Source organism: Sediminispirochaeta bajacaliforniensis DSM 16054, from assembly GCF_000378205.1.
In the GTDB taxonomy this organism is placed as follows: Bacteria; Spirochaetota; Spirochaetia; order DSM-16054; family Sediminispirochaetaceae; genus Sediminispirochaeta; species Sediminispirochaeta bajacaliforniensis.
In genome coordinates this window covers 30,385-44,572 of the sequence record NZ_KB899409.1, presented here as the reverse complement: position 1 = coordinate 44,572, position 14,188 = coordinate 30,385, and the positions used below count along the sequence as shown (strand labels likewise).

9 protein-coding genes are annotated in these 14,188 nt (G+C 53.0%); 6 read left to right on the top strand and 3 right to left on the bottom strand.

The features are described from left to right. Positions 1-8 precede the first annotated feature (8 nt). Genes F459_RS0104655 through F459_RS0104645 form a run of 3 tightly spaced genes read left to right on the top strand, consistent with a single transcriptional unit; the run spans position 9 to position 2,188 of the window. A complete protein-coding gene (locus tag F459_RS0104655) occupies positions 9-899 on the top strand; it encodes an ankyrin repeat domain-containing protein (RefSeq protein ID WP_033301286.1) in 891 nt (296 codons plus the stop codon). Then, a complete protein-coding gene (locus F459_RS0104650; protein ID WP_020611568.1) occupies positions 889-1,422 on the top strand; it encodes a hypothetical protein in 534 nt (177 codons plus the stop codon). Before F459_RS0104655 ends, F459_RS0104650 begins: the two co-directional genes overlap by 11 nt. A gap of 40 nt (positions 1,423-1,462) precedes the next feature. Then, positions 1,463-2,188 (top strand): hypothetical protein, encoded by a 726-nt coding sequence (locus F459_RS0104645; protein WP_051086153.1) that lies wholly within the window; start codon positions 1,463-1,465, stop codon positions 2,186-2,188. Here F459_RS0104645 and F459_RS0104640 read toward each other — a convergent pair whose 3' ends face one another. Then, positions 2,189-3,433 (bottom strand): UPF0164 family protein, encoded by a 1,245-nt coding sequence (locus F459_RS0104640; protein WP_020611566.1) that lies wholly within the window; start codon positions 3,431-3,433, stop codon positions 2,189-2,191. It lies immediately after the preceding gene. 114 nt (positions 3,434-3,547) lie between these two features. Here F459_RS0104640 and F459_RS0104635 point away from each other — a divergent pair, with 114 nt between their 5' ends. The 3 genes from F459_RS0104635 to F459_RS0104625 are packed head-to-tail and all read left to right on the top strand — an operon-like array spanning position 3,548 to position 11,515. Further along, entirely contained in the window at positions 3,548-6,517 is a 2,970-nt protein-coding gene (locus tag F459_RS0104635) for a hypothetical protein (RefSeq protein WP_020611565.1), read from the top strand. Further along, positions 6,517-11,190 (top strand): SpoIIE family protein phosphatase, encoded by a 4,674-nt coding sequence (locus F459_RS0104630; RefSeq protein ID WP_020611564.1) that lies wholly within the window; start codon positions 6,517-6,519, stop codon positions 11,188-11,190. The genes F459_RS0104635 and F459_RS0104630 overlap by 1 nt, the downstream gene beginning before the upstream one ends. Before the next feature lie 4 nt (positions 11,191-11,194). Continuing rightward, a complete protein-coding gene (locus tag F459_RS0104625) occupies positions 11,195-11,515 on the top strand; it encodes a double zinc ribbon domain-containing protein (RefSeq protein WP_020611563.1) in 321 nt (106 codons plus the stop codon). On the opposite strand, the gene F459_RS0104620 is transcribed toward F459_RS0104625, so the two are convergent. Both F459_RS0104620 and F459_RS0104615 read right to left on the bottom strand, forming a co-directional pair. Then, a complete protein-coding gene (locus tag F459_RS0104620; RefSeq protein ID WP_020611562.1) occupies positions 11,503-12,276 on the bottom strand; it encodes a DNA/RNA nuclease SfsA in 774 nt (257 codons plus the stop codon). The genes F459_RS0104625 and F459_RS0104620 overlap by 13 nt on opposite strands. Next, the gene (locus F459_RS0104615; RefSeq protein WP_020611561.1) at positions 12,251-14,155 is read right to left on the bottom strand and encodes an AMP-dependent synthetase/ligase; all 1,905 of its coding nucleotides are present in this window, start codon (positions 14,153-14,155) and stop codon (positions 12,251-12,253) included. Before F459_RS0104615 ends, F459_RS0104620 begins: the two co-directional genes overlap by 26 nt. Positions 14,156-14,188: the final 33 nt, after the last annotated feature.

Below are 14,188 nucleotides of genomic sequence, written 5' to 3'. Positions count from 1 at the left end.
AGGTATGTTTGAAGCTGCTGCTGCTCCATCTTAGGGAAGATAAAGCCGTAGCAGAGGATTTTTGCCGACAATTGAAGGCCATCGGTGTGGATGCGGAACTTCACGAGTATCGTCGTGGCTGGGATTTTACCCTCCTTGGAGTGCTCGGAGAGACCACTCACCTTCTGATGCTTCTACGGCAGGAGAACCTCGAACGGAAAAGCTTCGCCTTTGTCCTTGGTTTTTCTCTTGGTCGGGAGATTCCTCTCTTTTTCTATCTATTGGAGCCCGTGGGCCTTCCCACTCTTCCCTCCCAGGTGTTTAAGGCTGATAAGCCTCAGGATGTACTTGCCTATTTCTCCGGTGAAAGGCGGATATGGGCACAGAAGCAAAAGAAGGAGCATGCAAAGGGGCAACTCATCGCCATGGGCCTCGGGGTGGGGGAGGAGACCCTTGCGAAGGTCACCACCGAAGGCGAGATTGTTCCGCTGAAGCTTTTTCTCGAGGCCGGTTTCTCACCCGATGTTCGGGATAAGAAGGGGGTCCCGCTTCTTTCTCTTGCCGTCAGGAGCGGACACCGGAATGTTGTTGAACTGCTGCTTGATGCCGGTGCGGATATCGATGCGGTGAGCCTTGACAGGGGAAATACCGCTCTCATGGATGCGGCTGCAGATCAGCAGCTTGAAATCCTTCGCCTGCTGCTTGGTGCCGGGGCCTCTCCTCATTTTCAGAGCAAAAACGGGCAAACAGCTCTTGTTCTTGCGGTGGGGCAAAAGCACGTAGAGGCGGCAAGTATTTTAATAGGTGCAGGTGCCGATGTCGAGATCAAGGATGCCCTTGGGATGTCGGCAAGGAAATATGCCCAACTTTTTGGTTTAACCGATATTATAAAGATGATGGATGAACGTGATGGAAGATAAAGATTCGTTTCGAAAAGCAGTGATTGTGGTGACCTTCTCCGCGCTCATCGCCGTTGTCGGGTTTCTGACGGAAATTCCGGCGGTTAGCGCCGGAGGTCTGTTTATGACGTACATATGTTGTTCCGGACTCCTTTTTCGGGAACATCGATTTTTGAACGGGGTCTGTGCCCTCGTTATCTTGGTTCTTTCCTCGGCCGAAACCCTTTCGGGAATCGGTACCTTGCTTCTTTTTATCCACGGGAAGGCCGTTTCCTCTCCCGGCTCTTGGACCGTTGCTCTCTTTCTCCTGTGCATGGTGGTCGGTGAAATCGTTCGAAAATCGGGAGAACAGCGGGCCGGCATAGCGGTCATTATTGCCTCCTGCTTTTTGCTTCTCGGTGCTTGTGCAGCGGTCATGCTCAAGGGGTCCTATATTATAGCCTCCGACGTTAGCGCCCTTGTTGTCGGACTTTTCCTTGTCGTCCGTTCCGGTCTCTTTGCCTACCGCTTTATCCTCGACTATGTCGAAAAGATAACATCTTGACGTGGAGGCGCTCGCCTACTATCTTTTTCTCGGAGGGGTTATGAAAACAGAGATTAACATCTTCCATTTGCAGAGGTTGGGGGGAGTTCCTCTCTTTCTCCATCCCTTTGATGATCCTGATACATTACTCAAGCTTGATGCCAATACGGTTATCGCGGGTCGTTATGGAAGAGAACCGCGTCCGGAAAGCGTGACACTGCTGAGAAACGAGCTTTATCGCTTAATTGAACTTGCGGTGAAAAACTGGATTTCGGAAAAGCGTTTTATCCCTCGTTTTTTGATTTCAAGTTTGCTTTTTCTTGTTGTCTACTTTTTCCTCTCCCTGGTTATCCGGGACCCCATCCCCATGATTGATGAGTTGGGAGGTTCCCTTGCGGCCTCTTTTTTTGTTTACTATCTGCTTTCCCGACGCGATTCCGGCTCCAAGGCTGCGACTGCCAAACGTATCGCCCTTCGTGAACGGGTCGACGAAATCTATTTCGAGCATGATTCTTTAGTCGAGGAAGCCGAGGAACTCCTTCTTCGCCTTGAGGCGGAAGATACCCGGCAACTTGCCGAATCCCTGGCCGATGCCGTGGAGTTTTCCGTTACGGGAGAGAAAGAGCGGCTCGATCAGCTGGTTTCCTATCTCCGCCGCCGTTTTGCCAGCCGCGCCTATCGGAAGCAGGAAAAGGCGTTGCGAAAACGCAAGCAGCGGCAATCGGTCAAATTAAACAATAAGTTGGATCTCCCTCTCTTCGGTGTGTATCGGGCCTTGAAGCGTTAATTATTCTACGGTATTGAGCTTTCGCATATTGAACAGCAGATCGAGGCTTCTTTGTGCCAAATCGAGGTTTTCATGAGCGGGTCTGTAGGTGGGATCGAGGTCGAGAACGGCTTCCCAATATTGGATTGCCCGCTCAAAATCGCCCTGGGCATAGGCTTCGAGACCGGCGATGTAGTACTCGTCGATGCGTTGGGCTGTCATTTGTCGCCCATCATCGCCTAATGCCATTGTCGCCTGAAGACTGAAGCGGTCGAGAGAGCTGAGCTGGGTGGTAAGATCGAGGGTGTAGTTTGCAATAATGGTCAAATCATTCAGATCCACCGAGCCCCCGAGGGTGAATCGCGGATTTGATCCCCTGTGGGTAAAGCCTGTTTGCATGGCAAAATTATCGGTGACGGCGACTTTCGCTCCGGTCGCAAAGTAGGGATGTTCCCACTGTTCGGCCGGAAGGGTCAGAGAAAAAGGAAAGGTGTAATCAAAGCTTACGAGAAGCGGCCTGAGGGGAGAATAGGCAAAGCCGAGGCTGGCGTTAGACGGAAGATTATCGTCGAGGCTGGCGAAACCGATGTTTCGTACCGCAAGGCCGAGAGAAAAGTTTTTGTCCCGCGATGGATACGGCTTCAAAAAGTTAAATCTGGTGAGGGCTCCAAGGTCGATCATCCCCGCAAAGGCCGACTGACCCGAGGCTACCGATTCCGGTACATTTCTGTATGCCCCCTTGAGCGTGGCTCCCACGGAAAGGCCCGAGAAATCATAGGAGCGGAAGGCATTGTAGGAAGCGTTTGCGTAGAGTACCGTTTCCGAATAGTAGCCGCTTCCGGCCCGGTCTCCCCAGTCGTTGTAGGCGGTGAAGGGGACGTAGAGAAATTTCCCTCCGAAGCCGAACCCAAAGTTATCCTTTCTGGAGGTAAAGGCGGCTGATTCGATATTGGTATCCGCGATCCAGTCGTTGTGCATAAGGGATAGCTGTGTAACATCGATACGACTGCTGCCTGCAGGATTTGCCTCCAGGAAACCGACATCGCTGGCAACGGCGGTGAAGGCAGTTCCCATCCCCTCATAGAGTCCTCCGAAAGGGATAAGAAGGGTGGTGAAGGCACTCTGGCCGGTGTTGGAATCGGTGATGAAATCCGAATCGGCAAAGGAGGAATAGCCGCTGTAGAATTCCGAAAGATCGGCGAAAAGAATCGCCGGTACAAACAGAATGAGTAGTAAAAATAACGGTCTATTCCGAATATTCATCATCTTATACTATACTATCTTCCTTCTGGTTTATCCAGTAATTATCCTGCCGATAATGTGATACAGTGGGATAGAAACAGAGTAGCGGAGCAAATGGAGCCAGTACGTACGCGGCCTTTGAAAACATATATTTTTCTCATCTTTTTCCTTTTGCTGCCGGTTTGGCTCTTTGGTGGAGGGCAACGGGAGGACCCTGTCGATACGGCTCGTCAGCTTATGGCCGAGCAGCGCTACAACGATGCCATCCTGGTCCTTACCCAGATGATGAAGGAGGATCCTGATCGTTTTGATCAGGCTGAAGAACTCCTCCAGCAGGTGAGGGCCATTCGTGACCAGTACAACCGCTATTATGCCGAGTTGATAGAGGTTCTGGATCCTCCGGATGGCGGTGAGATCGATGAAGATCATGCGTATGATTTGATTACAAAGATGGAGGCTCTCGACAGTGATCCCAATCCGGCTGCAGTCCAGGCCTTTGCTCAAATGCGTGCTTCGATTGTGTTTGCCGTCAACGATAGAAAGTTCCGTCGGATTATCGAGGAGGCATGGCAACTCCTGGAAAAAAAGGAGTACGATCAGGCCGTTGCGCTCTACCGATCGGGTTTCGATCTTCATCAAAAACTTTTTTTGGAGAAGGATTACGGTGCCGATGTTTTTGAGCACGTTCGCACGCTTCGTCAGAGCCTGGAGAATCTTTCCGATGCCTTCCTTCTTGATCGTCCCGAGGCATCATCCTTTTACGATCATGTTATGGAAGCTCTTCGGCAGGAAAATAAAGTGGATCTTACCAATACCATCGACACGTTCGGAGCGGCTATGCTGGCTGTAGACGAGCAGCGAAGGGGGATCCTCTACGCTGCTGAGGAGCTCGAAAAACTCAAAGCCTCGGTGCAGAGCGAAGATGAAAACGATGTTCCTTATCTTTCCACATTGAGGGTTCTTGCAAGAGGGAGGGCCGATGCCGAAGCCCCCGAAGGAATTGCCGGAACCATTCTGCGCTTTTCCGACGGTTCCTACACCTCTCTCTTCGAAGGAATCGGTGACCTTGCCGAAAGGGAGTACCAGTCGGGGGTAGCCGCATACCATCAAGGAAGAGAGGATGTGGCTGCCCGCTTTTTTCGATCTGCAGGTGAATATACACAGATGGTGGAGCAGCTGATTGCTTTTGAAAACGGAGGGACCGCTCCTGCCATGGAGAATCTGGCGGAGAGCGGTAGGGAGATCACGGAGCAATTTCTTTTTTCTCGGATTCTGGAAAGCGCCAGTGGTCAGTTTACGGAACTTGCTGCTTTGAAGGCTGAGCTGGGAGGCGAAAACGAAGCATGGGAAAGCCTTGATACCGAGGCCCTGGCCCTGCGCAGAGACCGCATCCTCGATCTTCAGACAAGGATCGAAGCCGTTGGCGATCCCGTGAAAAGCCTCTCTTCCTCCCTTGATGGGTACGAAGCCCCCATCACCGTGGACCGCCCCAAGGCCCTTGCCGGGCAGTTTTTGAGCGCCGTGGACGAGGCATTCGGCCAGAGTTCATCCATGGAACTTGAGGCGGTTTCGCGTCGCGCTTCGATTCTCATTGCTCAACTGAGCAGCCGTCTTTCGGAGAGGCAAAACAGCATTGAAAAAGCACAGGCTCTTATCGAGGGCAGCCAGGAGACAATTGTCGAGGGGACCGACCCCATAGTAGTGCGGCGCCCTGATCAGGGGATCAAAATCATTGAAGAGACCCTGCCGACCCTGGACGCCCTTGATCGGGATATCGCCTCCATCTCCGCCTCCCTTTCCGCCGAAAGCGATGCGATTGTCGCTTCTCCTGCGATTAAAGAATCGCTCTCTTCGACAGATACGATGCGTGCCGATATCATTTCGCTTCGCAACACCGGAACAACGCTCCTTACAGAGGGGGAAGCGTTAAACCGACAGGCCGATCTTGCCCTTGCCGAGGGAGAGCTTCGCTTCAGTGAAGCGGAGAGCCGCCTCGACGACGAGAGCTTTGAGCAGGCAAGGGACAAGTTGGAGCAGGCAGGCACGGCTTTGGCCCAAAGTCTTACCTATCGTGAAGATCAGCAGGTCAGGAGTCGCATCGATAAGGACATTCCGGATCTTGCAGACCGGATCATTGCGGCACAGAATCGGCAGATTGTTCGGCAGGTACGTGCGTTAATCAACCAGGGGCGGGATCTCTTCTTTCAGGAAAAATTTATCGAGGCCCAGCAGACCTTTCAAAGGGCCCAGGCGCGCTGGCTGCAAACCAATACCGAAGAGGAACCTGAAGTCAACAGCTGGCTCGAACGGGTCAAGCGTGCTCTGGATACCACAAGTGGTGTGGAACTTGTGGTTGCCGATCCCCTTTATCCCGAAATGACTCAGATGCTCAATCTCGCCCGCAAGGATTTTCTCGATGGCAAGCGACTTTTCACCTCCGGCGACCGAGATAAAGCGCTTGCGCGATTTTCCGAGGCCGAACGGAAGATCGAATACGTGAAGGAGCCCTTTCCAAACAACAAAGATGCCAGTATTCTCTATCTTCAGATCTTGCAGTACACCGAGCCTGATGACTTTGATGCTATTTTTTCCAGTCGGTTCAACAATGCAAGGCGCCAATTGAATTCGACGCCGGAAGATGCGTATCGGGAACTCAAGGTCCTTGAAGCAATTCGGCCCGATTTCCCCGGAATGGAAAAGGCCCTATACGATGCGGAAATTGCAACGGGTATCAGGCAACCTCCTCCTGATCGGGCGAAGCTTGCCAGGGCCAGGGACCTTTACGGCGATGCCGAGAAGATTGTGGAAAACGATGTACGGGCGCAATTTCCTGTGGCTCTTGCCTATTTGAACGAGGCGATTAAGCTTAATCCCGATTATAATGATGCCATTGTTCTCAAGGACAGGATACAAGCCGGAAGCGGCGGGGCTGTTACCGTTGTTCTTTCCAGTATCGCGCAGCAACAGCTTAAGCAGGCGGAGGATCTCTTCATAGAAGGGCGCTATTTTGAGGCAAGCGTTATTGTGGAGCAGTTGATGAACAACACGAAGAACAGGAATAATCCGAAACTCCTCGATCTTCAGAAGCGAATAGAGGCACGCCTGTGATGTGCCGCCGAGCCCCTTTGCTCTTTTGCCTGGTGCTTGTGCTCTTCGCTGCCCTTCAGGTAGAGGCTCAGCAATTCTACTGGGAACGTCCCGAGATTTTGGTTGATGCGAACGCCTCCTTTGTCCGAAGTAGTTCAAATGGCGAACTTTCTGCCTTTCTCTGGCATGAATATGGTGAGCCCTCCGATGGTTATCGTGATCTCTATATTTCGCTGATGAGCTACAGGAATACGTGGGAACGCCACGAGCGGGTGCTCGGACCCTTTCGCTACGTAGGAGAAAAGGTTCCCGTTGCTTCGATGGTGATCGATAAGGCCGGACATATCTTTATCGCTCTTGCCACCTCCGGCAATACCATCGCGATCTACCGTTCCGGTGACGACGGAGCAAGCTTTGTAAAGGTTGCCGAGCCTGGAATCGGATCGGAAGAGGGGACTGTTGTTGCTCCCCGCCTCTTTTTATCTTCTACAGGTTCCCTCTTTTTATTCGTTACCAGCCCTCTCATCTCAGAAGGGCTCCAAGCCCTTACCAGTGAGGTGAGTCTTGGGGCCGCTTTTTCCGTGAGTCGGGATGGACGAAATTGGAGTGAGTTCACGTCCCTTGCAAAAGGAAGCAATCTTGCATACGTCTATTTGCCCTCGCTTGCCCATTACGGAGGAAAGGATTATGTAGCCTTTCAGGCCTCTCCTCAGGAAAGCCGTTTTTATCAGCTCTATCTCGTATCAAGTAGCGACGGAGGGGCGAGCTGGAGTTCGCCTCGGCTGATAAGCGATTTTGAGGATCGATCCATTTCCGACAATGGCGATCCCAGCCTCTACGATAATCAACGCCCCTACCTGTACGGTAATGGGAAGGGGCTTGCTGTGGCATGGGAGCGCAGATACTCGGGAAGCTCCCCTCCCCAGATCTTCTACGCCGAATTGAGCCCCGAAGGGGCTGTGGTGGGGGTACCCGAGCGAATTTCCCAGGGCAGCAACGTCTGTAGGAATCCGGTCATTACCGAGACGGCGGGAGAAAGGGTCCTCTTCTGGTTCGACGATAGCAAGGGGGATAACCGTATCTTTTTCGCCCTCAAACGAGGCGTTTCCTGGGATGCGGAAGATGTGAGCGTCATGAACGGTGTCAGCGCCTTTCCCGTTCCCATGTTCCGTTCCGGAGAGCTCTCCCTGCTCTGGGAGAACAGCTTTGCAAACAGATCGCGTATCGCCTTCCTTGCCCCGGATAAAAGCGCTTCACCTCCCCAAGTCCGTCCCCTCAATTTCCGGCAGGGGCGTCCCACCAAACAAGATAGTTTCATCGTATCCTGGAACCTTCCCGATGACTCTTCGGGTATTAGCGGTTTCAGCTATTCCGTCGACCGAGATCCGGAGGGTGATCCACCCCATAGGTTGATGTTGTTGCGCAGGGAAGAACGTCGTTTTTCAGCCTCTTTGAAGGAGGACGGACCCTGGTTTTTTCATATTGCGGCAAGAGATTACGCTGGCAACTGGTCGAAAAGCATGACCATTGAGGCTGTTCGTGATACCACACCCCCCTCTCCCGTTCGCTTTATTGATCCCGAGCTCGACGGCGACGGTTTCCTTCCTTCCAATACCGGAAGCATCGCTTGGGAGCCTCCTGCAGAAACGGATGTTGCGGGTTACGCATACCGACTTCAGTATCTTGCGTCTGCCGATTATGCAGGGGCTCCCGGGGCCCTGTCTGCCCGTACCCCTTCAGACAGTATCCGGCTGCGGGTTCCTTCCCTAAGCTTTCGAAATATCGATAACGGTTTGTGGGCCGTTACCGTGGCGCCTGTGGATCAGGTAGGAAATGTCGGTGAGGCTGTTTCCTTTCGGATGAGATTGAATAAGTATATTCCGGTCACCTATGTTACGGATATCTCCCTTCGGGAAGATGACCTGGGCCGCTATCTCATATCGATTGTAGGTCGTGGCTTCTCGGTAGGGGGCAATATCGGAACCGTTTTCCTTGATAGAGACGGAAAACCGCCCTACGATTACAGCTTTGATGCGGAAAGCGCCGCGTATCGAGTGGTTTCGGATCGACGAATCGAGGGACCGGTGATCGAGGATATCGACGGTGGCGAGTATCACCTCGGGGTCATCCACCCGACCAGGGGCTTATACCTTACCCGAAGAACGCTAAGCTTCTCCGACACCGGTACCGTAAAGTTTGGAGATTTTACGATTCTCCAGCGTCCCGCTCTGCATCTTATCCGGCTTCCTTTTTCCACCCTATCGGGGGGAACCGCAGCCTTTGTCCTTGTGATGGTTCTTTTAGGAGCAAGTTTTCTCTTCGTTTCCTGGCGTATCCTTCGCCTGGTCCAGGAGGGTAACCTGCTCCGGAACGAAGCCGTCGCCTTGCTGGAGCAGCGCCGCCTGCCGCATGAAGAACGAAAAGAGAGGATTATCACCATGGCTAAAGAGCGAAAGGGGTTAAGAAGAAAATTTGCCCTGCTTGTTACATCTCTGGTCCTGATTGTTGTTTTGCTTGTCGCCCTGCCGATGGGCCGCTTTATGATTGATACGCAGCAGAGGAGTCTTGCCGACGGCCTTTTACAAAGTACCAGGGTTTTGGTGGAGAGCCTTGCATCGGGTGCGGGAAAATATCTTCCCGAGGAGAATACCATAGAGCTTGGTCGACTTCCGGCACAGAGTCGGGCGGCCGAGGATGCGCTTTATGCCACCATTACAGGGGTACGCAGTTCGCAGGTTCCCGATACCGATAATGATTATTTCGATTACCTGTGGGCGACGAACGACCCCTCTATTGCCGAAAAATTGACCGATGAAGATACCGGAGGAGGGCAGAACTCCTTTCGGCGCGGGGCTGCCCGGATCAAAGATGGTGTTTCTCCCTTTATCGACGAACTTAGAGATCGTATCGATGACAGAGCGGAGGCCGAGGTTGGGGCCCTTAGCCAGGAATTGGCAGAGTTGCAGGAAAAGGCCAGAGATGCAGCCACCAGATTGGTCACGCGGCGGGACGAGGATACGGCCCAGCTGCTCCAGGAGCTGCAGGATTCCATAGCTTCGGTTAGTGAGGAGATAGAGGCAAAGCTGCAAGATATCGGGAGCGAGGTCTCTTCTGTGCCCACTTTCGATCCCGAAACCATCCTTTCCGGACCCAGCGAATATACCTTTTATCGACCCATTGTCTATCAGGATTCGAATCGTCCGGGAGTTTACTACCACGGCCTGGTCCGGCTCGGTATCACCACCGAACGCATTCGCGGTGAAATCATTGCCAGCCGCGACAGATTGGTTCGGCAGACTGCCGTTATTGCCCTCGGTGCCGTTCTTCTCGGGATTCTGGGTTCCCTGCTTCTTGCTGCCATCATCATTATCCCGATTCGAACCTTAGTCCGGGGCGTCGAGGTCATCAGCGAAACCGACGATAAGGAAAAACTGAAGGACCATGTCATTGTTGTAAAAACCCGGGACGAGCTTTTCCAACTTGCGGAGACCATCAATGAGATGACCCGCGGACTGGTAAAGGCGGAGAGTGCGAAAAAGGACCTCACCATTGGAAAAGAGGTCCAGAAAATGTTTATTCCCCTGGAACAGGACTCCAGAGGCAATAAAAAAACCACGGCCTCGGACAACTATCCCGGACTCAACTTTTTTGGATACTATGAGGGGGCAAAGGGTGTTTCCGGCGATTACTTCGACTATATGCAGCTACCCGGAAATCTTTACGCCGTCATCAAGTGTGATATAGCGGGAAAGGGTGTTCCCGCCTCTTTGATCATGGTCGAGGTTGCGACGATTTTCAGGAACTTTCTCAACGAGTGGAAACGGGCGCAGGAGAGGATTCTATCCGTCGCCTCCTCGAAGGGAATCGCTCCCCGTAAGCAGGAACCGGCCATCGATCAGCTGGTGGCCAGTATTAATAGTCTTGTGCAGGAGCGGGGCTTCCAGGGACGGTTTGCGGCCTTGATCGTCGTACTTATCGACGGGGCGACGGGAAAAACCGTTTTCTGCAATGCCGGGGATAATCAGGTTCACCTTTATCAGGGAAAAAAGGAGTCCATGGAGATGATGACCCTTCCCGCCGCGCCTGCGGCAGGGGTTTTCCCGAATGATCTGATCGATATGAAAGGCGGTTTTTCCAAGGTACCCCATGTCCTAAGATCAGGAGACAAGCTTTTTCTCTTTACCGACGGTCTTGAAGAGGCACAGAGAAAGTTTCGGAATGAACGATTCGAAGTCGTCACCTGCAAAGAACCAGGGCTGGAGCAGGGGCAGCTGCATGATACCCACCCGGTCGGCAACGATAACGAGGAGTTGGGAATCCCCCGGATCCATGAAATCATCAATACCTTCTACCGGAATGGACGTTACCGACTGGAGAAGTATCACAACCCAATTCCCGGCGAGGTACTCGAATTCGATTTTGCCTCCTGCGGTTCCGGCATAGAGGATGCCGTACTTGCCCTGGTCGCGGTTGAAAAAATCTTCAGGCTCAATCCCGATCCGAAGGCAGGCGAGAGTGATGTTGTCAATGTCGATATCAAAATCGATGATTTCCTGCAATGTTGTTTCGTGCAATTCGAACACTATTTCGGCGGGAAGGAAATCGGCCGAAACGATACCTATGTCACCTACGGCGCTTTGAAAGAGGATGAGCAGTACGACGACCTGACTGTCCTTGGTATTGAAAAGGTGTGAAGCAATGACGAAAAAGGCGAAGTTCTACTGTGAAAGTTGTGGAGCCGAGGTGGATGCGGGAAGCAGCCGCTGCCCATCCTGCGGCAGTCGTTTCTATGGGGTCCAGTGTCCCCGCTGCGGTTATGCAGGGCCTTCCTCTCTCTTTGTAAAGGGCTGCCCATCCTGCGGCTATCTTGCCCCGTCCCAAAAAGGTAGAGAGTCTTCGCTTGAGCAGGTTTCGCAGGGCTCGTCTCCCCGTTCGCTTCCTGCCTGGTTTTATCTTCTTATTACCATCATACTTTTGGGAGCCTTGGGCTTATTGACCTTTCTCTATTACCGGCTGTGATTCGGGGCGGGGACAAATGGAATGGTTTCCCGTATCACTCTGGCTATCCCCTCCTCATCGGTCTGGAAAAGCGGTATTCTTATATCGATCAGATTCCTGGCACGGCAGAGGGCTTTGGCGAAATCGGGGTCGGTTTCTGCATTTGGAGAGAATGTTTCGGCATCGGCATGGAAGACTGCGATAATCACCTTAGGCCGATATTCCTTCCCCGTCCCATCCCTGCAAGCGGCGAGGGCCGTCAACTCTTCCACATGCCGCCTTCCCCGTTGCGTCGGCGCATCGGGAAAGCTTGCCTGTTTAAAGGGTTTTAAGAGGGTGCAGGCCTTGACCTCGATAGGATAGAGGGCCTGTTCCGTTTTCACGAGAAAGTCGAAACGGCTGCCCGGCTGCTGAGGAAGGGTTTTTTCCGCTTCAATGGAAAGGGCGCGGGGAAAGAGCCTCGGAAGGCAGAGGCTCCGCACCGCCAGGTTAGCCCTGGCGCTGATTAACGGGATGATCTTTCCCTGGAACCGGACGGCGGCCAGACTCCATTTGGTCTTTCGTTTCGCCCCTCCCTTTGCCCTTTCGAGGATGAGTTGGGCACCGGGATAAAGAAGCTCCTTGAGCCTGCCGGGGTTTGCACAGTGAACCGCCACCTTGCTGTCCGCACCTCTCTCCCGCAGCTCCGCCTCAACCGTAAAGCGGTTGGGGCGGGCTAAAAAGCGTGCATCGGCATCTGCCGAAAAGAGACGAACGCTATCTGAAGAGGGAATCGATTTCATGTCGGTAAAGCTTGTAGACCACGCTTCTCCTGATCTTCAGGGTGTGAGTCAGCTCCTTTCCTACCTCGAAGGGCTTCGGCAGGAGCGTGAATCGGTAGATGCGTTCGAAGTGTTTAAAACCGTTTTTGGGGTTCACCTGTTCCTGTATCCTGTCGTGGACGTACTCCTGAATTTCGGGGTTCGTCAGTAATTCTTCCGCCTGAATATAGCTGATCCCCTTTTCCTGGGCATAGTGTTGCAGCTTTTCCATCTCCGGGACAATGAGCGCGGCGAGAAATTTCTTATCCTGGCCGACAACCATGGCTTGTGCGATTGCGTCGCTGGCACAGAGGTGCTCCTCGATCGGAACCGGTTCGATGTTTTCACCACCAAGCAGGACGATGGTCTCTTTTGCCCGTCCAAGAATCTTGAACTCACCCTGACGGGTAAAGAGCGTGATATCGCCTGTGTTGAGCCAACCATCGTGAAGCACCGCTTCGGTGGCCTCCTCTCGTTTATAGTAACCGTCCATCACCTGGGGACTTTTTACGTAGAGGACCCCCTTTCTGCCCGGTGGAAGCACAACTCCCTCCCTGTTGACCACACGGTGTTCGATGTCGGCTAAAAGCGGCCCTACTGTTCCATGTACCGGATGCTTCTGCTTGCGTACCGCAAGTACTGGGCCTGTTTCCGTCAGTCCGTAGCCCTCCAGCAACAGAATACCGGCGGCCTGAAAGAAGCGATCCACGTAGGGGGGAAGGGCGCCTCCCCCTGAGATACCGGCAATAAACTTTCCTCCCAAACGGGCTTTCAGCTTTCCAAAGACCAGGAGACTGCCAAGGAGCTGAAGGGGCGTTAGGAGAATCAGGGGGATAATCGCAAGAAGGATGTCGAGCCAGCGATGTCGACCGACAAAGTCCGGTTTTCTGTCGGTTACCATGTTAAACATGGCGCTGTGCAGTTCTCCTACGGCAACAAAGAAGGAAAACAGAAGCTGTTTTGCCTTTCCCTCTTTTGCGATATTTTTGAAGATGGCAGCCCTGACCCCCTCCCAAATCCTCGGTACCGAGGCAAGCCACTGAGGTTTAACCTTCTGCATATCCGGAAGCATCACCGCACCAATCGGTTTCGAATAGGCGATGGCGGCGCCGCGGGCAAGCATGATATACTCCACCGCCCGCTCAAAGCTATGCCAAACCGGAAGAACACTTAAAAGAATTTGACCGGGCACGATCGGAATGTGGTCGTACACACGATCGAGTTGAAAGATAAAACTGCGATGGGGGAGCATCACCCCTTTGGGCTCTCCTGTGGTACCAGATGTATAGATGATGGTTGCAAGATCGTTGAGCGAACCCTTATCGATCTCTTTGTCGAAGAAATCCTGTTTCTGCGGAAGCAGTTCGCTTCCCCGTTTCATCATTTCATCGAAAGACGACAGCTCGAGGGAGGTCGGAAGCTTTTTCGAGGGACTCCGGCCGGCATCGAAGAGGATGATTCGCTTTAAGAGGGGAAGATCATGGGCGTTCGCAATAATCTTATCCGCCTGAGCTCCGTTTTCCGCAAAAGCAATCTCGCACTCGGCATGGCCGAGGATATAGGCAATCTCGTCGGCGGTGGAATCAGAGCCTCTGGGCACATCAACCACACCGAGGCCAAGCATGGCAAGGTCCGCAATGATCCACTCTCTTCGATTATCGCTGATGATACCGACATGTGCACCTCGCTCCACGCCGATATCGTTCAGGGCACAGGAAAAAGCCGCGCAAAGATCCATCATCTCCCGGAAGCTTGCCGCTTCGAATTCTCCTTCCTTCCCTTTTGCCAGTAAGGCCGTCATATCGGGGTGTTTCCGTGCAGTTTCTCTGATTCGTTTCGGTACGGTGTCAAGGGGGGCCATCTCTACCTCCTTTTGGCATATGGTGCCGTCGGG